An 18,718-nucleotide genomic window follows, 5' to 3' on the forward strand; every position below is an offset into this window, starting at 1 on the left:
GGGGCAGAGCGCTTCAATTAAAAAATTGAACTGCTTTGAAATTTTTACACGCCGCCCCGATGGTGCTGCCTATAAAATATCCATACCCTTATTACCAGTGAGATTGCCTCTACGAGGCAGCCCGCCCATTGGGCTGAATGCAGGTAAAGAGTCAGTTCTGAAAAAAAGATGCCGTCTCAAAAACCCTGCACTGCCTCTTTTTATCCTGCAAGGTAACGAAGCGCGAGATCCAATACGCGATTCTCAAAACCTTCAAAAACCTTTTGATACACACCGGGCCTGTTTCAGGAGCTTTAGTAATGATTGAAAAGTTGCCCGGGCTCAGCAAAAAACAATGTCAGCCGGATGCCACAGTAAGCCTGCCAAACTGTTGACGGAGGCCAACCTCTTGATTGTCTATATTTCGTCAGGTAATGCCTGCCTGTATTTCATATTTTTCGGTAAGCCATAAATAATAATGCACAGGAAGCGGCAAAAACAGGTACTAAAACTTATACCCCACAGAAAGGCCAAACTGCATATTCTTAAGCACTTCCCCTGTTTTCCTGTTATCTACGTCTGGAGCAATATTTAACAATCCTAACTGACCATTCAACTGCACTGAAAACTTATTGGAGAATTCATACCCGGCCAGTAGAGTACCTCCCAGATCAAAAGCTTTTCCGTAAGGAAGCGTTTTAAGATCATTAAAATTAAGATAGCTGCTGTCTGTTGACGAGATGTTGTTCTTAAATTCAAGATTTCCGGTTTTACTTACGGTCGTATTACCGTCTGTTCCTTTTACTTTCCACCTGCCACTGATACCATAAGCGATGCAGGGCCCTGCGCCCAGCAAAAGATGGCCATTGCCCAGTTCCGGTTTGTACAAAAACTGAACCGGTAATTCCAGGTAATAGGGGTGCTGGTTCACCGTAATTGAAACGCCACTGTTCATTTCTTTATACTGATAGCCCATCGTATTGAACAGCAAGGCCGGCTGCACCGCAAACTCATCACCTACAGGCAAATCAGCCGTTATACCTACATGGAAACCTGTTAGCAGGTTGGTGGGCATCTTATTCCCGTTTTCATCTTTAACTATAGCATTTGAAAAATTAATTCCGGCCCGCAGGCCAAACTGAACCTGTGAAAAAACAGCACAGCTGGTACCGGCCAGCATACATGTAAAAAGCAGTTTTCTGAACATAAGCATGTGTTTTTAATTAAGGATTGGGTGTACAATTAATAAAAATACAGAAATAAATAATATACGAAGACTAAGACTTACAGTGCGTACAAACAGCAGCAATCCGGCATTTTCTTATGGTTTTTTCTCTACCCCTGCATAGGCCGCCATTTCAGTAAGCGCCTTTTCTGTTTTGCTTTTCCAGGCGGCTACGGCTGAGGCAACAACGCCCAGCTTCGTTTCTTTTCTCAGCGCTTTCAAATCATCATTAAGCATATTGAACTGCGTATTGTATATCTGCTGGAATGCCTGGGTAGGATCCGCATCCGGCTGTACAGCTGCCAGCTGCCCGCGCAATTTTCTTGCATGCAGTTCAAACAGATCAAAATAAACCTGATAATATTGCAATGCCAGCGGTGTTTTAGAGGTCTTCTGTATCCAGGATCCCTTTTTGTCAAACACCGCCTGAACAAAGAATACGGTTTTTGCGTTTACACTGTCTCTTTGATAGGTTGCAGGCAAAAAACAGTAGATCTCTCCCTTCAGGCCCGGTAACTCCATCGCCTCTCCTTTAAAATCATTCCAGGTAAGCTTCCGCAAAGAATTCCATTGTACTGTATCGGCCGACATTTGTGCCTGAGCATTTGCAACATGTATCAGGAGTACGGGCAGCAACAATAATAACCCGGTTTTTAAACGGCCTTTACAGCAGGTCTGTAAGCGTTTTTTGATCATAAGCATTGTTTGTGTTTTGTAAAGTGTTCCTTTTATTACTCCCTGCGCGAAACGGCATCAGGCATTCTTAAGCGCTTTTATAGCTGCTACCGGGTCTTTGGCGCCAAATACCGTACTGCCAGCTACCAGTGCATCTGCGCCGGCCGCTATAATTTCAGAAGCATTGTCAAGCGTAACTCCACCGTCTATATTAATGAGGGCATTGGAGCCTTTTTCCACAATCAGTTTTTTAATTTCTTTTATTTTATTAAATGTATTGGGAATAAACTGCTGCCCGCCAAAACCCGGGTTTACGCTCATTACCAAAACAATGTCCACATCCGTAATAATATCGCTCAGCAGCCAGGCAGGGTTATGCGGATTAATGGCAACGCCTGCTTTTAAACCCATCGCTTTTATCTGGCGGATGTCCTGATGCAGCCTCGGGCAGGTTTCAATATGAATATTGATATGGTCTGCGCCCGCTTTTTTGAACTGCTCAAAGTACCTTGATGGTTCTTCGATCATCAGGTGCACATCACAGACCCTGGTGGTTACTTTTTTTACAAACTCGATCACCATGGGGCCAAAGCTGATGTTGGGAACAAACTGACCGTCCATTACATCCAGGTGCAGCCAGTCCGCTTCGCTCCGGTTCACCATTTCCACTTCTTCCTGCAAGTGAAGAAAATCTGCCGCTAACAATGAAGGTGCAATAATCGCCATGCTCAAACTACTTTGCCGCAAAGTACGGCTATTTTTCCCATAAAATCAGCGCCAGCGGTTGTTCATAAGATCCCAGGTGGTCAGGCCTACCTTAAACTGTACAGGGTTCTTAAACTGGTTTGATAAAGAGCCCACCGTATAAACACCCAGCTTTACTTTCCCGATGCTCAGGAACGGTATCCTTAATACCCGTTCGATGCCTGCATACACTTCTCCGTAACGCAGGCTCCGTTCCGGCGCTATTAAAAAACCACCACCCACTACTTCCCTCAACCCTATTTTCTTTAACAGCGGTATCTTGTTTAAAATGGCGCCGTTAAACTCATACAGGTAATGTGCTTCATAAAACCGCTTAAAAACAGGAAATGTTGAGTCCAGCGACTGGAAAGCATTGGAAGGGTTCATAAAAAAAATGGGGTCCCCGCGGCGCTGGTACTTATAGTCCACTACGTTTACCATTTTAGTGCTCAGGAAGGCACCCGTTTTGATGCTGTAAGAGGAAACGCCCACCAGGCCCAGTTTCAGAACCTGGTCAAAACCCATTTCCAGGTAATCAAAATTCACCTTACTGTTCAATACTCCCGGAACGCCTTTACGCCAGTTAACAAATGCAGTGGGCCATTTGGAGCTCAGGATTATTTTTTCATTCGGCTCACGGATGTAAGGCTGAAAAGGTGTATAACGCAAAGACAGCTCGCTGTAAAATGCGTTATAGGGTTCAAAAGATTTTACCTTGTTCTCCCCTTCACCCAAATCTTCCGAAAGGCTGTCTATAAAATTGTAGGTTTTATAATTTGCCAGGCTTCTCCTTAATGAAATACCCGTTTTAATATTCAGCTGCAGCCCGTTTACCAGTTCCCTGCCCCAGCCGATATTTAAAGAATTATCCAGGTAATAGTTTACTCTTTTCAATTGGTTGATCCATGCATCTCCCTGAAAAAAACTGGCAAAATCCCTTACAACTGAAACCGAATAATTGGCTTGCGTAAATGCATTGTATTTATGGTTCAGCTGTAGCCGTCCGTTTACATCTTTATTTAAAAAACCATAGTTAACATCAGTGTATATATTCCACGTCTTACGCGTAACAGGGTCCAGCTTGCTATACCTGACGGGCACCATCACCCGCAGGCCGCCGATTGCAAAGGGGTTGATCATCATTGCCAGTGCGGGAAAACTGATCAGCGTACCTTTTTCATGATTGCTCAGGGGCTGTCCTTTATAAACAATTTTGCCAAGGGTGATCTTATTCAGCGCCCGGTCAACAGAATCCAGGTAGGCCTTGCTGTGCGTAACCGTATAAATGCTGTCTTTGTATTTAATAAATTGTAATTCTTTGGGGGTCAGCGGTTCGGTCCTTGCCTGTTGCCAGAAAGTGCTATCGCGTTTGTACGCAGCTGCCGAAGCTGTGCTCAGCTCATTGCCAAAATATTTTTTATCAAACTTTTTGCGCAGTTCATACCCCCTGTAAGTAACCGTGGTAGTGCCGGTCACCTTTCCTTTGCCGGCCCTGGAGTAATACACAAACTCCTGCCGCGCCGGCATCCAGGCGCTGTCTGTAAACTCGTATTGCTGGTTCACCTCAAAATAATCATAGTCTGCAAGATGGTATCCGGGCAACGTAAAATGCGCTTCATGTATCACCCATAAGCTGTCATCAATGACGATATGGCCGCTAATAGCAGCATTGCTTAATTTACCGGGAATAACGGCTATTGTATATTTTTTATGGTTGCCATAAGATTCTGTTTTCAGCGTTTTAAAACGGTAAGCGATCAGTCCGCTATAGCTGATGGGAGAAAGGAACGGTGTAACGGAAACAGCCGGTACCTTCATAAGGTTATCATACAGGTTAAAGGACCCGTCCGTTGTTGTTAAATAAAACAACCTGCCAACGTTCCCTCTTTTTACCACACCCAGGCGCTCTTCTTTAAACCGGCTGTCCGACTCATGATCCAGCTTTACAGACAGCTCGGCCATTGCCATTTGCTTTAGTGCGGAATCTGCAGCGTTTACTGCAACAGGCTTTGCCCGCTTCTTTTTCTTTCTGAGCGGCGTTGGCAAAGAATCGGTTTGTACGGCCTTTATATACAACAATACTGAATAAGCGCCATGAGCCGCTTCAATGCGCTCTTTCCTGCGGATCACTTCCCGGATGTATTCCGCAGCGCGGTCTTTGATTTTTGAAGAAACGGTTACGCCGCTCAGCGCCCGGGCCTCTTCCTGTAAAATAATATTCTGCTGTACAGTTCGTTTATCTACCACAATCTTTACAACCTGCGGCTGGTATCCCACCATGGTAACGGCAAGGTCATAGATTCCCTTGGACAATGAAAAGGAATAGCTGCCATCCTCCTTTGTCAGCTGCCCCACGGGCTGCCCCTTTAACTGTACCGTAGCAAATGCCACCGGCTGAAGCCTTGTGTCCAGCACCTTACCTGACACACTATATTCCTGCGCAGGCAAAGTGTATGTGCCCAGAAGTATTGTTGTTGTAAAGAATAGTCGCAGATTTCTCATAAGTATTTCCGGCTTGATCCCTGCAAAAATGCTCCTGCCGGTTATTAAAGAAATCACAAAGCCCCGGAAATTAAAAAGTATTTAACAAAATACACAGGCTGTGTATAAAATAAATTAGCAATTTTAACAGGTGTTGTATAAATTTGGAATGAGGGGTGCAGCGGATAAATGCAACACCTGATTTTTAATTAAAACAAGAAGGCTTTGACAGAAACAATCATTAACCTGGAAACCGTAAACCCGATCGACTTCTTCGGGGTAAACAATAACAAGCTCGATCTCCTTAAAAAGAAATTTCCGCTCCTTAAAATCCTTTCAAGAGGCACGCAGTTAAAGCTGAGTGGCGCTCCTGAGCAAATTGCAGAAGCAAAAGAGAAGATCAACCTGATCGTTTCTTATATTGAGCGCAACGGGCCGTTAAGCGAAAATTATTTTGACCAGATACTGGGTGGCGATGATGCGGAAACGATCGACCATTTCCAGGAACGCAATCCGAATGAGGTATTGGTCTTTGGGCCCAACGGCAAATCGGTAAGAGCACGTACCGCCAACCAGAAAAAACTGGTGCAGGAAGCAGAAAAGAATGACATCCTGTTTGCAATAGGCCCTGCAGGTACCGGTAAAACCTATACTGCTGTGGCGTTAGCCGTAAGGGCTTTGAAAAATAAACAGGTAAAGAAGATCATCCTTACCCGCCCGGCGGTTGAAGCAGGCGAAAGCCTTGGGTTTTTACCGGGAGATCTGAAAGAAAAAATTGATCCCTACCTGCGGCCGTTATACGACGCGCTGGATGATATGATACCGGCAGATAAACTGGGTTATTATATGACCACGCGCACCATTGAGATAGCGCCCCTCGCTTATATGCGCGGGCGTACACTGGACAATGCGTTCATCATCCTGGACGAGGCACAGAATGCTACTGACCTTCAGCTGAAAATGTTCCTGACCCGCATTGGTGCTAATGCAAAAGCGATCATCACCGGTGACATGACCCAGGTAGACCTGCCCCGCAATCAGACAAGCGGACTGCAAACTGCGGTGCGTATCCTGCAAAATATTCCGGGAATCAGCCATATTGAGCTGGATGAGGAAGATGTGGTGCGCCACCGTTTGGTAAAAGCCATTATTAAAGCCTATCATAAGGAGCATGAGCACCAGGAAGAGCGGAGAGAGCATAGGGAATATTTAAGAAAAGAAAGGTAAAAAATTCCATTTTACCTTTAAAGGGAGGCTTTAGGGCCCCCTTTTTATTTTGCCGTAAATGACGCGTTATCAAAGCCAGCAGGTACCCCGGCTGCAAAGAATATACAAAACCACACAAATTAAAAAAACAACGGTATTCAATAGTTGTTCTTTAAGGAAAGGAACAACATAAACCGGAACACCAGAAAGTTCCGGAAGCCGTTTTCAGATACGAAGCAAACATTTTACATTTACGATCTTAAACCTTTTTAAAGATGAAAAAAACGATCCGGCTATTTGCCATTATCTTGTTGCTGACTGCCGGTTTTGCAAGCTGCCGGCCTCATGAAGACCCCCAATCAGTTCTAAAGGCCTTTTTTGAACACCTTATAAAAAAAGATATTGAGGGCGCTGCTCAACTGGCTACAAAGAACAGCAGGAGTACCCTGGATATGGTAAAGAAAGGAATGGATCTGGCGGAACAAATAGACCCATCGGCCCAAAAACAAGACCCTGCCGAAGCGTTTAAAAACGCTGAGTTCAGTGATGCCAGCATTTCCGGCGATACCGCTTTTGTAACCGTTACCAACAAGACCAAAGGAGAGGCGCCCGCAGTATTTACCATAGTAAAAGAAGAAGGCAAATGGAAAGTGGATTTTTCAATGAAAACACTTATGAAAATGGGCACCAAAGGCTCCGGGCAGGAAGACGGTGCCAAAAATCAGCCGCCTTCTATGCTGACCCCGGAACAAATGGAAACGGTACAAAAAGCTGCCGACAGCCTTAAAAAATAACCCCCAATAAGACAGAGAAACTGCAAAAGCATTAGAAAATGCTAAATAGCGTTTAAGAACATAAAGTTGTTTATCTTGCAGGAATGAAAAGAAGTTATTTCTGTTTTTTGTTCCTGCTTTTTTTATTACCTTCCTGTTTACCAGACCGGTCAGATAAAGAGGAAACCAGCGATTCTGATATTGATGCCGCCCGGAACTTTATACAGGCTGCATTAAAAGGCAATTATAATGATGCAAAAAAGTTTATGCTGAATGATACGGAAAATGTTGAACGCATGGATGCTGCTTCCCGTATCCAGCGCTCGCCTGATGAAAAGCAGGGGCTCTGGGATGCCAGCATCAATATTCATGAGCGGAAGCTGCTCAATGACTCAACAAGCATTATCATCTATTCCAATTCCTATTATAAGGATAATAAAGATACCCTGAAGGTGGTAAAACGTAACGGTAACTGGCTGGTAGACTTCAAGTATCTTTTTAAGCACGACGATTCTTTACCAGCCTCTGGTAAATAGAAGCAGTTTTAGACGCCCGGATTGAAAAACTTATTATTTTTGAGCATATCAGCACAAAAAAGGTTGAATTAAACGAAAAGATAAAATGGCTAATATTACGCATCCCTGGCACGGCGTTAGTTATGGAGCGGGAGCTCCTGAAGTGGTAAACACCATTATTGAAATACCGGAAGGCTCACGTACCAAATATGAAATTGATAAGGAAACCGGCTTGCTAAAACTGGACCGTGTTATTTATTCCTCCTTCCACTACCCTGTTAATTACGGTTTTATTCCCCAAACATTAGGGCAGGATCATGATCCGCTGGATATACTGGTGCTCTGCTCCCAAACCATCCGCTCTTTTTGCCTGGTAAGGGCCAAAGTCATCGGCAATATGCAGATGATTGACAGTGGTGAGCGTGATGATAAAATTATTGCAGTAGCCATTGACGACCCGTCTGTAAATCATTATGAAAACATTGATGAGCTGCCGCATCATTTTCTTTTAGAACTGCGCAATTTCTTTGAACAGTATAAAGTGCTTGAAAGCAAAAAGGTGGCAATAGACACTTTCCAGGATAAAGAAACCGCGCTTTCCATTATTTCAGAAGCCATCAATTATTACAAGGAAAAATTAAGCACCCTCATAAAATAATTTCTGTTACAGCAATGAAGCGCGTGCTGTTCATAGCTTTTTCTTTGCTGTTGATGCTGCAGTTGCAGGCACAAAGCCAGTTCTTTAGAGTAGTAAAGGACTACTTCAGGGTAGACCCTTTTACCGGAAAATTCTCTGATTTTGTAGAAACAGTAAAAACAGATCCCGAATTAACGAATATTGAGTTTTCTCCTAAAACAGATACCAGCCTTTTTTCAATAAAAGGAGATTATAAAACATTCAACCCTTTTACTGTAAAAGCCCGGGGAGTACAAATGTCCCTGTCTGAAAAGAAAACGCTGGTACGAGAATCACCACAGGCGTTTGACACCATTATGCTGTATATGATCACCGGCTTTTTTGACAGCACCAGGCAAACCTACCAGATGGTTCAAAAAGAATATAAAAAAATAAATACCAAAATAAAACGGGACCTTCCGGCACATGGAACCGCATCACTTGTAAAATTATCCGGACTAAAAGACGGGCAGATAACAAATCATGCGGTAAGCAGCACTATGGCCTCGCCTATTTCTGTAGCCTGGTACCTGACAGAGGACAATGAGTTGGCCCTGATGGTAGTGCTGAGAATGAAATATGAAAACAACAGGGCGTACCCCGGCGGAATGTTGTTTGATTATTTTTACCTCAGACAGGGTGAATAAGCTGCGGCATTCTTTTTATTAATTTCAGCCGGTGCGTGCGCCTGCCGGTATCTGTATGAGTAATCCCCTTTTTATCAATAGGGTCAATGCGTACCTTACCGGAGGAATGGATGATGGTATCCGGCCCAAGCAAAATGCCCACATGAACGATCTCTTCTTTATCATCAAAAAAAGCAAGATCGCCTGGTTGCGCATCCCGCAGGTGTTTTACAATGGTACCGGATTGAGCCTGCTGCCAGGCATCTCTTTGCAGCGCAATGCCGGCCATTTTAAAAATAGTTTGCGCAAAACCACTGCAATCTACGCCCAGTATGGTCTTTCCCCCCCAAAGATAAGGAGCGTTCAGCCACTCCTTTGCATAGCGCTCTATAGCTTTTTTCCGCTCCGTAGGGTCTGTGAACTGCGCAGCCAGTTTTCCCTTATATGCATAATTCCAGTTACCAACAGTGCCCGCTCCTTTTTCCAGTTCCCACAGGAAAGAGCCCATTGGAATATGCATGGGTAACCCGTTTACTTCTATATTGTTCAACAGTGCACCCGCAAGAGCCGGGGTCGTTGCTCTGACCGCTGTTTTGTCAATTTCCTGCAGCATGTGCCAGGTTACCCATCCCTTATAGCCATCATACAGGCTTTTTATTTTAAACCATTCCCCGCTCTTTACATCAAGAACAGCTACTTTTTCACCAAACAGCAACTGGTTCACCATTTCAAACCGGTGATGGGCCTTTTTGCGTACCGGCGCCGCGGGCACTACAACAATTCCATACTTCATAATAAAAAAATTTATGCAACGTTCTGTAAAGATAGAACTCTTACCTGCATTCTAAAGCAGAAACAGCCATTGCAGCAGCTCCGGCTTATGGAATCGGTCATCAATACCGTCAATTCACAATGCCATCCTGAGATAATAATAAAGGCCTTTGCATTTATGCCTGCCTGCGGTGGCAGGTTGTTAAAGCTTTCATACAGGCAGCTATTTCAATTCTTAATTCTTCCACTTTTTTGCCTGCCCCAAAAAGTGGAGCAAAAAAAAGGCAGCCGGAAATTGACGCAAGCTATTTCCGGCGGGAATTACCATCGGCTACCTGGCAAATGAGCTATCAATAGTTGCTTACGCCTGATTTTACCTTTACCCTTTTGTAGGGTTTTTAATACATTAACAACAGAAAAAGGGATATTTAATTTATTGATTATCAGTTAAAAACATTTTAAAAGTAAAAAACTGCATTTTATTTATTCGTGCCTGCACGCACGCAACTACCCTTTGTGCATATCTTTAGTTAAGCGGTGTAAGGCTTTCTCCTGAGAATGGGTACTGATAAGCTTTATTAATAACATTATTGCAGGGCCTTTAGAAAACGTTCTGATTATTATGCTTTGTTTTTCTTGTTTTCAATTCAGGAATACAATTGCAACTACGGCAGTCAACCGGCTTCATGTGCCTCTTTTTACGCAACGAACATTTTTATACAGTGTACCCTCACGAAGGAAGGCATTCGTGGCAGCATATTTTACAGATTTATGTATACCCCTTGTGGAATCGGCTCATTTCTGCATCTTATAATCAGTTTTAAATACCTTTATAAGAGTGAATACTGACCGGCACGCCGATATGAGTGATCAGCAATTACTGCAACTTTATTTGCAGGAAAAGGACAACTCATGGCTGGGGCCCCTGCTGCAACGCTATACCCTGCTGCTGTTTGGAGTTTGTATGAAGTATCTTAAGGATGAAACGGAGGCACAGGACGCCGTTCAGCAGATTTTTTTAAAGGTGATTCAGGAGGTGCATAAATATAAAATAGACTATTTTAAATCCTGGTTGTATACGGTTGCCAAAAATCATTGCCTGTCCGTTTTAAGAGACAAAAAAAGTAAGATCCCCGTTGAACTGAATGAAAATGATCTTAAAGAGGAGACGGAAGAGGTGGCAGCCGAAAAAGAAGAGGTAAGCCCGGAGCTCTTAAAAGAGGCATTGAATGCATTGAATAGAGAACAGCGCCAATCTGTAACTTTGTTTTATCTTGAAAAGAAAAGCTACCAGGAAATAAGCCAGTCGCAGGGATATAGCTTAATGCAGGTAAAGAGCTTTATACAAAACGGCAAAAGAAATTTAAAATTACTGATCCGGAAAATGCTTAAAGAGTCAAAGAAAACAAATGGATGAAAATATAAAAGACATATTATCCCATTTGAACAAAAACATCAGCCAGGAAACATTGTTGAAATACCTGAATGAGCAGCTTGGTAAAGAAGAGCAGCATGAGGTAGAAAAACAATTAATGGAAGACAATTTTGACAATGATGCTGTTGAAGGCTTGCAGAGCGTTCAAAATCCCGCACGCCTGACCCTGATTGCGGAAGCGCTGAACCGGGATCTTAAAAAAAGGACGCAGAAGAAAAGAGCTGCTATCCGCAAAAGGCAACTGCAGCCCCAATGGACGCTTTATTTTTCCATTATTATATTACTGATCCTGCTGGTATTGGTATACCTGTTTTTATACAGACACATAAACAACTGATTCTATTATACTTACACTATTCCATACTCTAACAATGTGCATTACGTGTGCAAAAAACCGCAATATTAAGTTTATATTAATTTTATAAAACCAACTGATCCCCAATGGCTATGCTGTACCTTTGCAGCAGACTAAATTCATTTTTATGCAATGGAAGACTATTACATCCAGCATCGGTAATACCGCGTTTGGATTGTGGAATAATGGTCAGAAAATGTTAACCCTTGCTTATAAGCCAAAATCCAACTCGGTTTATCTTGAATCAAAAGACGGAGAAAAAAGGCTGTTCCATTATAGAAAGAAAGGTATTTTCAAAAACAAGCTCGTATTACAGAACGAATACGGAGCTGAATTAGGCAAAATCATTAAAGAAGGACGTCAGAAATATATTGAAGTAGACGATAAGCGTTTTTATCTCAATTTCAAAAATGCTGATAATAGCGAAGTTGAGATTATTGATGAAGACCAACAGCACCCCATTGTGGTTTGCTCTGTAGAAGGTGAAAATCCTAACGATAGCACCAATTACAGCCTTTTAATGGTGATGTGCTTCTATCTTTTCCATCCACATAATTACAATAAGAGCATCGCTGCCTGATCCGTTTACAGCTGCCCGTAAATGTTTGCGGAGAACTGTTCTAAAGAGGGGTCTCTTGCGCCCATGAGCAATAATGCCGTGCCCGGCCGTAAATGGCCCCTGGCTTCCTGCAGGAAGTTATTCCGGTCTGCAACAAAATAAGCGTTTTTACCCAGGGCCTTTAGTTCGTTTATAAGATCTCCGGCAGAAATATCTTTTGTGGTGGTACCGCCGGCATAAAAGATCTCGCTCATCCAGATCTCATCCTGTGGCCGTAACGCATTTGCAATTTCACTTACAAATTCCCTACGTAAAAATTTGGTGGGGGTATAGCCATGCGGCTGAAACCAGGCCACCACTTTTGAGGATACAGGCTGGCAGGAGCGTATAGCCGCAGCGCATTTTACCGGGTTATGCGCAAAATCATCAATGACCCAGATCCCGTTCTTTTCCCCCAGGATCTGGCTGCGCCGGTAAATGCCTTCATAATTTTCTAAAGCAGCAGCCGCTTCTTCTAAAGAAACACCAGCCAAAGCCGCCGCCGCAGTTGCAGCCACCGCATTTTCCATATTATGACGCCCGAGAATATGGATCTTAAACGGCTGCCCGTTCACATTAAAAGAAATTACAAACCCTTCCTGGCTGAAACCGGTAGCCTGGAAACCGGCACCTGGGCAGCTTCCATCCACACAAAAATCGTTGCTGCTGTTTACAGACAGTTTCCGGGAGTGCTCATTGGATTGGTTCACACAAAAGCGCCTGCTGTTATTCTTAAAAATTTCAAACAGGCTCATTAATGCTTCCAGCTCTTTATGATCTTTTTCTATATTCAACAGCAGGCCTATTTCCGGGCGGTATTGCACAATAGAACCATCGCTTTCATCTGCTTCAATAATTAACCAGTCGCCGTGGCCCACAAAGGCATTCCCGATTTCTCCCTTCTTTATCAGGCTCACCAGGCCGGCGCCACTGATTACGGAAGGCTGTTTACCGGCGTATTGCAGCACATCAAACAACATTCCTGTAGTAGTGCTCTTGCCGCTGGTGCCTCCCACGGCAATGGTCTTTTTGCTGGCCGCTATCAGGGCCAACAGCTCAGACCGCCGGATAACAGGTATATTCAGCTCTTTTGCTTTCTTTATTTCAACAACCGTATCTTCAATGGCCGTAGATGCAACCACCAGGTCTGTACCGGCATGTATGCCTTCCCCGTTCTGCAAAAAACAGCGGATGCCTGCTGCTTCCAGCTTTGTTTTGATATCCCCTGCCTTTCCCTCATTAAAGAAGCGGTCGCTGCCGGATACCTGCATGCCTGTGCCCTGTAAATATTGGGCAATGGCGCTCATGCCCGCCCCTGCCACTCCTATAAAAAACGGCTGTTTTATTTTTTGCAGATCTATGCTCATTGAGTTTATTTAATCATTGCAAATGTCGGCAAAGGATTAAATTTGCCAAAACAGATTTATGAAACAATTGCTGGTATTATGGATGGCATTATCGATTACGGCTATTGCCTCTTCGCAGTCCGGTAATTGCAGGATCAATTTTCCGGATGCGCCTCAAAAAAGGCCGGGCTACGTAGCGCTGGATACATTTCTCAATCAGTTTCAGCTGGCATTCATGCTTGAGCACCAGAACGCCACGATAGACAAGGTATATACTGCCCGTATCCTTGGTATACGAAACGGTAAATGGCAGCGGCTGCTGGTTACCGGCACTTATCACCCGGGCAGGAAGAAATATGAGGTAACCGGCGCCTATACGGATGCGGATCAGGAATGGGCTAACAACCAGTTTACCGCATTATGTGCAGAAGGTGCATTTAATTTAAACCCTCAGGTACTTAATCAGAACCCTGTGATCAAAGTAAAAGATACTACTATAATACAAAATGCGGTTACAGATGAAGGTACGGATTATATTACCATTTGCCAGCAGGGAAAACGAAAAGTGTTTTCCATAAGCGGGCTGAATGTGCTTCTTGAATTTTTCAATAAATATGATATTGAAAATAAAAGCCTTTTGCAGTTCAGGGAAATAAAGGCTTTTATAGAAGCCCAATAACTATTGTCCTTTACAGGCCCGTAACATACGGCCATAGCTTACAGAAAATGACAAGTGATTTTGATACGCGGAATTTTCATTTTCTTTTTGTTGAACTTGGTTAAGCTTTCAAAATAAACCCTGGTAATCTCAGAAACAGGCAACCAGGGGGTTGGTCTTCTTTAAGCTATTAATGACAAATTCTTAGAATACCAATAAACAATAATAACGGGATTACCGAAGGGCGGGCTTGCAACCGGATCCTGTTTCGCCAGGCTGTTCATGACAGGTGTCTTATTGTATTGAAAGCCAATAATATACAAGATCGTCGTCTCGACCGAGTTCGAAGAACGAGCGGAGAGATCTCTGTAACAGATGAGATTCCTCTGCGCACCTGCTGAAAGCGGGTTTGGTCGGATGACGATTAAAAAAAACTTGTCATCCGAATGAACTTAAATGCAACGCTTTTATTATTGCCTGTTAATAACAAGTGTTGGAAATTGTTGGAATTGAATCTACATAAGAAACATCATTCCGGCCGGATGGAGCGGAGCGGAATGGAACTACCTGGATTGGCAAAAGGTGGTATAAAAAGCCTTTGCAAAATATAAACAGGGTCAGAAGTAAGGAAGAAACCATACAACTCTTAAACAGCACCTGAAAAACGATGAAAAATAATTCAAAAGACATTCCACATTACAGCCTGAAAAATTTCAGAAAAATACACCAGCAAGAAAAAGTTGCTTCCTCTTTCGGTTATAATAATCTGAACATTGAAAACAGGGTGAAAGGCTTTGAAGTTGATTCAAGTGAAGGGTTGATTCGTTCCGTCGGACCTTTGAAATCGGAGTTTTGCAGGATAAGCATCACCGTAACCGGTTTGCTTGATATGCAAATTGGGCTTACAAACAACGTTTTACTATTTCTAACTTTGCGGATGTTTAGACAATGAAAAGAAAGAAAATTCCTGTACATATTGATGAGCTGGGAAAAACAGGTGTATCTGTTGAGTTTGTAAATACAGACCAGGCAGAAACGTATCTGCTCAAAGCCCACAGGGACGACCACTATATTTTTTTACTGCAACAAAAAGGGAGCATACAGGTAATGCTCGATTTTAATTCAATCACATTAAAAGATGCCTGCGTATTCTTTATAAAACCGGGTCAGGTACATTATTATTCACGACGGAAAATAGTTGGCTGGTTTTTAGCAGTAAGTCCGGCTATTATTGAAAAAGATCTGCGAAATTATCTGGACAAACTGACTTCTCAATTCCTTTTTTTGAAAGAAACCCGTAAGCTCACAACTATTTTAAAGTTAGTAGATAAAACAGCTCAATCACCCAAACCAGACAATTTTGAGCTGAAAGAACTTCAATCTTATGCAAACGCATTTATTGCTATTGTTTGCAGTTCATTCAGTAGCAGCCAGGAAAGAAGTATTAGTCCGCAGAGCAGGTTAAGCCAGATCACAACTGCATTTCAGCAGTTTTTAAAAAAGCATTTCCGCACACTTAAAAAACCTGCGGATTATGCCAACCTCTTATGCATTTCAACTTCATATCTAAACGAAACATTAATAAAAACCACAGGCTTTTCTACAAGTTACTGGATACAGCAGGAATTATTTCTGGAAGCCAAAAGGTTATTACACCATACCGAACTTACTGCAAAGGAAATAGCGTTTGAGCTTGGCTTTGAAGACCACACCTACTTTACACGACTATTTAAAAAAGTAAACGGGATTACACCAATGAATTTCAGAAAGGCATACCGCGATTTGTCCAATTAATACAATCATTCCTCTATTTTATAAAATTGCCACTGTTGTTGCTTTGCATAAATTTTATTTATGGAACAAACAACAACAAATTCAGTATCGTTTTCAAAAATTATGCTTCCGTTATGCGTAATGGTTTTTTGCAGTTATATGACCATTGGTATTTCGTTAGGCATACTACCCGGTTTTTTACACAATGTTTTGCATTGCAACAATCTCATTGTAGGTATGATTATCGGTATGCAATCACTTGCAACATTATTTACGCGTAAAAGAGCAGGGCATATTGCCGACACCAAGGGCGTCAGACCAAGTGTGCTATATGGTACAATAGCTGTTATTATAGCCTCAGTAGCGTACATAGCCGCAGTTCTACTGTCATCATCTTTTGTGGCAAGCCTTTTGCTGATCAGCATCGCAAGGATTTTATTAGGCGCAGCAGAAAGTTTGCAAATAACAGGTGCCTTGTCATGGGGTATCGGGCGTTCAGGGCAACAGCACTCCGGAAAAGTGATGTCGTGGAACGGTATTGCAATGTATGGCGGATTGGCAGCAGGGGTGCCAGTTGGAATTTTATTGCAGCAGTACTTTGGAACATTGATTGCTTTTGCAGGCATTATCATTTTGTCAGTTATTGGTTGGTCAGCGATTTCAAAATTGCAAACGCCAAAACTCCATAAAACAGAGCAGCAAAGAAGTTCGTTTGGCAATGTTGTGTTGCAAATAACCCAATATGGTTTGGGGCTTTCATTTTCAGCAATTGCATTTGGTTGCTTATCTTCGTTCATTACTTTATTCTTTCAGGAAAAAGGCTGGGCAAACGCTTCATTGGCCATTACATTATTTGGCGTTAGCTATATTGGGGTGCGGCTTTTCTTTTCATCATACACTGACAAATATGGCGGTAATAAAGTAGCAGCCATTTCATTATTGGTACAGTTGACAGGGCAATTATTGTTATGGTATGCGACAATTCCTGCAATGGCATTCCTAGGAGCAGTTTTAACAGGCATTGGCTTTTCATTGATTTTTCCGGCGTTTGGCGTAGAAGCTGTAAAAAGCACTACACCACAAATGCGTGGCACGGCATTGGGAGCCTATACAGCTTTCTTTGACGTTGCATTAGCAATTACTTCGCCAATAGCAGGCATTGTTGCTAATTCATCCGGTTATCAAAATGTATTTGCATTAGGAGCATTGGGGGCAATTGTTTCAATCGTTATTGCTGTTTTCAGTATAAAGCGGGCAAAAATGAGCCTTTAACAACAAAAGCCTGTGCCAACAGCTGTTTGGCGTTATGGCGGGTTCAAAGCAATCACCAGCGGAACGCCTTTTAAATTTTGCAGCAGGAATAATTCAGCCTATAAAACACATAATGCTGTCAATAAATCAGCCTGTTAAATGGTCAATTTTGTATCAAACATTTAAAAGCAGCTTTATGGCATTACAAAACAAAAAGATCATTGTAACCGGCGGTTCATCAGGAATAGGCCTGGCTACTGCCCAAATGCTGAAAAAGGCAGGCACGCTGGTAACTGTTACAGGGCGGAATAAAGAAAAGCTGAACAAAGCAAAAACGGCAGGGTTATCCACTGCACAAATGGACAGCAGTAATACAAAAGCATTGGAAACGTTTTTCGCATCGCAGGGTACTATTGCCCACCTTATTGCTGTTAGCGGTGCAAAAAGGCAAGGGTCATTTTAATGAGCTTTCATTGGAAAATCTTCAGGCAGGATTTGAAGAAAAATTCCGGGCACAGCTTTACACGTTGAAAGCCGTGTTTCCCTACTTAAACCTAAAGGAAGTATACCGCTGATAACGGCAATATCCGCCACAGCAAAATTTACGGGAACATCAGGGCTTGCCGCAATAAACAGAGCATTGGAAATTATGGTTCCTATTTGGCAAAAGAGTATAAACCCTTGCGTATAAACGTTGTTTCTCCGGGAGTTATAGATACGAGTTGGCGGGATTCTTTACCCGCTGAAGTTAAAAAAGAGACTGTTGACAGCTATACTTCCCAAATAGCTGCCGGGCGTATTGGTGAGCCCGATGATATAGCGCATACCATCCAGCTCTTAACAGAAAATGAGTATATGACAGGTAAGGTAATTACCTGCGATGGTAGGCTTGCATAAAGAACCGGATTATAGCGGATAAGCATTTACACACCAGAAGGGGCAGAGCAGGTTTCAGATCAAATATCCAATAAAGACCGGTACATTGCAGCACTTTTCCGGTACAACTGAAACGGTTCAGCGCTTCTTATAAAACCACATCATCCGGCCATAGTCCCATTTATGCTGCAGGGCATAAATTGTTCTTGCTATACGCTGTGCCTTTGTTGCATCTGTCTTTGCCGCATCCACCCATTTGCTGAAATAGTTTTGGTGGGAGGGCACTAAAGACCTGAAATAAGCAAGCGCTTCTTCTTCCTCCTGCAAGCATTCCATCAGCTCCCTGTTCAGCTCATATTTCTTTGCATCCGGTTGTAAAACCACCTCCACCATTGCTCCTTCTTTTTTATGGATGCCTTTCCGCATGGCAGCATTTACAGGCAAAATAAAGCTCCCATCCCCCATGGGCAATAAAAAAACACCGGCTATTTTGTGCTCATCAATCCGCCCCTTTACCCGGAACATTTTCTTATTACCGGGCAGCAGTTGTTGCGTCAGGTCTGCCGGGATCTCAATATAAGTCCACCCGGTTTTTTCACCGTGGCGATCAAATTTTTGCAACCGGGTTTTTAATATAACAGATACTTCCTTTTTCATTACCGGCTGTTTATCTTTTTGCTTCTTAAATCAGGATGCCCAAACTACATAATAAAGTTCAGGGATCTGATCCAAAAAATCATTTCTTTGCATAAAAT

General features: G+C 42.9%; 21 protein-coding genes. 14 read left to right on the top strand and 7 right to left on the bottom strand.

Going from position 1 to position 18,718, the window contains the following annotated elements:
- Positions 1-484 precede the first annotated feature (484 nt).
- The 4 genes from A8C56_RS17005 to A8C56_RS17020 all read right to left on the bottom strand — a co-directional run bounded on the left by A8C56_RS17005 (position 485) and on the right by A8C56_RS17020 (position 5,125).
- Positions 485-1,186, bottom strand: coding sequence for a porin family protein (locus A8C56_RS17005; RefSeq protein WP_084490255.1), 702 nt, complete (start codon positions 1,184-1,186; stop codon positions 485-487).
- 114 nt (positions 1,187-1,300) lie between these two features.
- Entirely contained in the window at positions 1,301-1,900 is a 600-nt protein-coding gene (locus A8C56_RS17010) for a hypothetical protein (protein WP_157098020.1), read from the bottom strand.
- Positions 1,901-1,957: 57 nt separating this feature from the next.
- A complete protein-coding gene (gene rpe, locus A8C56_RS17015; RefSeq protein WP_067758659.1) occupies positions 1,958-2,605 on the bottom strand; it encodes a ribulose-phosphate 3-epimerase in 648 nt (215 codons plus the stop codon).
- 45 nt (positions 2,606-2,650) lie between these two features.
- Positions 2,651-5,125, bottom strand: coding sequence for a DUF5686 and carboxypeptidase regulatory-like domain-containing protein (locus A8C56_RS17020; protein WP_084490447.1), 2,475 nt, complete (start codon positions 5,123-5,125; stop codon positions 2,651-2,653).
- Positions 5,126-5,329: 204 nt separating this feature from the next.
- Here A8C56_RS17020 and A8C56_RS17025 point away from each other — a divergent pair, with 204 nt between their 5' ends.
- The 5 genes from A8C56_RS17025 (at position 5,330) to A8C56_RS17045 (ending at position 8,921) form a co-directional block, all read left to right on the top strand.
- Complete coding sequence (locus A8C56_RS17025) at positions 5,330-6,331, top strand: PhoH family protein (RefSeq protein ID WP_067758661.1); 1,002 nt, start codon at positions 5,330-5,332, stop codon at positions 6,329-6,331.
- Positions 6,332-6,585: 254 nt separating this feature from the next.
- Positions 6,586-7,104, top strand: a complete 519-nt coding sequence (locus A8C56_RS17030) for a DUF4878 domain-containing protein (RefSeq protein ID WP_067758666.1) — start codon at positions 6,586-6,588, stop codon at positions 7,102-7,104.
- An 83-nt stretch (positions 7,105-7,187) separates the two neighbouring features.
- Positions 7,188-7,619 (top strand): nuclear transport factor 2 family protein, encoded by a 432-nt coding sequence (locus A8C56_RS17035; protein ID WP_067758669.1) that lies wholly within the window; start codon positions 7,188-7,190, stop codon positions 7,617-7,619.
- An 85-nt stretch (positions 7,620-7,704) separates the two neighbouring features.
- Positions 7,705-8,256, top strand: a complete 552-nt coding sequence (locus A8C56_RS17040; RefSeq protein ID WP_157098021.1) for an inorganic diphosphatase — start codon at positions 7,705-7,707, stop codon at positions 8,254-8,256.
- A 14-nt stretch (positions 8,257-8,270) separates the two neighbouring features.
- Complete coding sequence (locus A8C56_RS17045) at positions 8,271-8,921, top strand: hypothetical protein (RefSeq protein WP_067758672.1); 651 nt, start codon at positions 8,271-8,273, stop codon at positions 8,919-8,921.
- On the opposite strand, the gene A8C56_RS17050 is transcribed toward A8C56_RS17045, so the two are convergent.
- Positions 8,905-9,693, bottom strand: coding sequence for a C40 family peptidase (locus A8C56_RS17050; RefSeq protein WP_067758675.1), 789 nt, complete (start codon positions 9,691-9,693; stop codon positions 8,905-8,907). The genes A8C56_RS17045 and A8C56_RS17050 overlap by 17 nt on opposite strands.
- Before the next feature lie 816 nt (positions 9,694-10,509).
- On the opposite strand from A8C56_RS17050, the gene A8C56_RS17060 reads away from it, so the two are divergent.
- The 3 genes from A8C56_RS17060 (at position 10,510) to A8C56_RS17070 (ending at position 12,041) form a co-directional block, all read left to right on the top strand.
- Entirely contained in the window at positions 10,510-11,088 is a 579-nt protein-coding gene (locus tag A8C56_RS17060; RefSeq protein ID WP_157098022.1) for an RNA polymerase sigma factor, read from the top strand.
- Positions 11,081-11,443: a hypothetical protein gene (locus A8C56_RS17065; protein ID WP_067758684.1), complete on the top strand. Its 363-nt coding sequence runs from the start codon at positions 11,081-11,083 to the stop codon at positions 11,441-11,443. Before A8C56_RS17060 ends, A8C56_RS17065 begins: the two co-directional genes overlap by 8 nt.
- A gap of 145 nt (positions 11,444-11,588) precedes the next feature.
- A complete protein-coding gene (locus A8C56_RS17070) occupies positions 11,589-12,041 on the top strand; it encodes a hypothetical protein (protein WP_067758687.1) in 453 nt (150 codons plus the stop codon).
- A 5-nt stretch (positions 12,042-12,046) separates the two neighbouring features.
- On the opposite strand, the gene A8C56_RS17075 is transcribed toward A8C56_RS17070, so the two are convergent.
- Positions 12,047-13,426: a UDP-N-acetylmuramate--L-alanine ligase gene (locus A8C56_RS17075; RefSeq protein WP_067758690.1), complete on the bottom strand. Its 1,380-nt coding sequence runs from the start codon at positions 13,424-13,426 to the stop codon at positions 12,047-12,049.
- A gap of 58 nt (positions 13,427-13,484) precedes the next feature.
- On the opposite strand from A8C56_RS17075, the gene A8C56_RS17080 reads away from it, so the two are divergent.
- From A8C56_RS17080 to A8C56_RS24870, 6 genes are all read left to right on the top strand, one after another.
- Positions 13,485-14,084: a hypothetical protein gene (locus tag A8C56_RS17080; RefSeq protein ID WP_067758693.1), complete on the top strand. Its 600-nt coding sequence runs from the start codon at positions 13,485-13,487 to the stop codon at positions 14,082-14,084.
- A 646-nt stretch (positions 14,085-14,730) separates the two neighbouring features.
- Positions 14,731-15,015, top strand: coding sequence for a hypothetical protein (locus A8C56_RS17085; protein WP_067758697.1), 285 nt, complete (start codon positions 14,731-14,733; stop codon positions 15,013-15,015).
- Positions 15,012-15,857 (top strand): AraC family transcriptional regulator, encoded by an 846-nt coding sequence (locus tag A8C56_RS17090; RefSeq protein WP_067758701.1) that lies wholly within the window; start codon positions 15,012-15,014, stop codon positions 15,855-15,857. The genes A8C56_RS17085 and A8C56_RS17090 overlap by 4 nt, the downstream gene beginning before the upstream one ends.
- 60 nt (positions 15,858-15,917) lie before the next feature.
- Positions 15,918-17,108, top strand: coding sequence for an MFS transporter (locus A8C56_RS17095; protein WP_067758704.1), 1,191 nt, complete (start codon positions 15,918-15,920; stop codon positions 17,106-17,108).
- Between the two features lie 175 nt (positions 17,109-17,283).
- Positions 17,284-17,550: an SDR family NAD(P)-dependent oxidoreductase gene (locus A8C56_RS24865; protein ID WP_218917195.1), complete on the top strand. Its 267-nt coding sequence runs from the start codon at positions 17,284-17,286 to the stop codon at positions 17,548-17,550.
- Between the two features lie 197 nt (positions 17,551-17,747).
- Positions 17,748-17,984, top strand: coding sequence for an SDR family oxidoreductase (locus A8C56_RS24870; RefSeq protein WP_218917196.1), 237 nt, complete (start codon positions 17,748-17,750; stop codon positions 17,982-17,984).
- 117 nt (positions 17,985-18,101) lie between these two features.
- Here A8C56_RS24870 and A8C56_RS17105 read toward each other — a convergent pair whose 3' ends face one another.
- Positions 18,102-18,620, bottom strand: a complete 519-nt coding sequence (locus A8C56_RS17105) for a YdeI/OmpD-associated family protein (protein WP_067758707.1) — start codon at positions 18,618-18,620, stop codon at positions 18,102-18,104.
- Between the last annotated feature and the right edge of the window lie 98 nt (positions 18,621-18,718).

Origin of the sequence: Niabella ginsenosidivorans (genome assembly GCF_001654455.1) — a bacterium.
Lineage (GTDB): Bacteria > Bacteroidota > Bacteroidia > Chitinophagales > Chitinophagaceae > Niabella > Niabella ginsenosidivorans.

Excerpts from the sequence above, each read along its gene's own strand:
- A8C56_RS17090 (WP_067758701.1), top strand. The coding sequence starts at position 15,012 with ATGAAAAGAAAGAAAATTCCTGTACATATTGATGAGCTGGGAAAAACA.
- A8C56_RS17080 (WP_067758693.1), top strand. The coding sequence starts at position 13,485 with ATGAAACAATTGCTGGTATTATGGATGGCATTATCGATTACGGCTATT.
- A8C56_RS17020 (WP_084490447.1), bottom strand. The coding sequence starts at position 5,125 with ATGAGAAATCTGCGACTATTCTTTACAACAACAATACTTCTGGGCACA.
- A8C56_RS17105 (WP_067758707.1), bottom strand. The coding sequence starts at position 18,620 with ATGAAAAAGGAAGTATCTGTTATATTAAAAACCCGGTTGCAAAAATTT.
- A8C56_RS17040 (WP_157098021.1), top strand. The coding sequence starts at position 7,705 with ATGGCTAATATTACGCATCCCTGGCACGGCGTTAGTTATGGAGCGGGA.
- A8C56_RS17085 (WP_067758697.1), top strand. The coding sequence starts at position 14,731 with ATGAAAAATAATTCAAAAGACATTCCACATTACAGCCTGAAAAATTTC.
- A8C56_RS17010 (WP_157098020.1), bottom strand. The coding sequence starts at position 1,900 with ATGATCAAAAAACGCTTACAGACCTGCTGTAAAGGCCGTTTAAAAACC.
- A8C56_RS17075 (WP_067758690.1), bottom strand. The coding sequence starts at position 13,426 with ATGAGCATAGATCTGCAAAAAATAAAACAGCCGTTTTTTATAGGAGTG.
- A8C56_RS17030 (WP_067758666.1), top strand. The coding sequence starts at position 6,586 with ATGAAAAAAACGATCCGGCTATTTGCCATTATCTTGTTGCTGACTGCC.
- A8C56_RS17095 (WP_067758704.1), top strand. The coding sequence starts at position 15,918 with ATGGAACAAACAACAACAAATTCAGTATCGTTTTCAAAAATTATGCTT.
- A8C56_RS17035 (WP_067758669.1), top strand. The coding sequence starts at position 7,188 with ATGAAAAGAAGTTATTTCTGTTTTTTGTTCCTGCTTTTTTTATTACCT.
- A8C56_RS17045 (WP_067758672.1), top strand. The coding sequence starts at position 8,271 with ATGAAGCGCGTGCTGTTCATAGCTTTTTCTTTGCTGTTGATGCTGCAG.
- A8C56_RS17065 (WP_067758684.1), top strand. The coding sequence starts at position 11,081 with ATGGATGAAAATATAAAAGACATATTATCCCATTTGAACAAAAACATC.
- A8C56_RS17050 (WP_067758675.1), bottom strand. The coding sequence starts at position 9,693 with ATGAAGTATGGAATTGTTGTAGTGCCCGCGGCGCCGGTACGCAAAAAG.
- A8C56_RS17005 (WP_084490255.1), bottom strand. The coding sequence starts at position 1,186 with ATGTTCAGAAAACTGCTTTTTACATGTATGCTGGCCGGTACCAGCTGT.
- rpe (WP_067758659.1), bottom strand. The coding sequence starts at position 2,605 with ATGGCGATTATTGCACCTTCATTGTTAGCGGCAGATTTTCTTCACTTG.
- A8C56_RS24865 (WP_218917195.1), top strand. The coding sequence starts at position 17,284 with ATGGCATTACAAAACAAAAAGATCATTGTAACCGGCGGTTCATCAGGA.
- A8C56_RS17070 (WP_067758687.1), top strand. The coding sequence starts at position 11,589 with ATGCAATGGAAGACTATTACATCCAGCATCGGTAATACCGCGTTTGGA.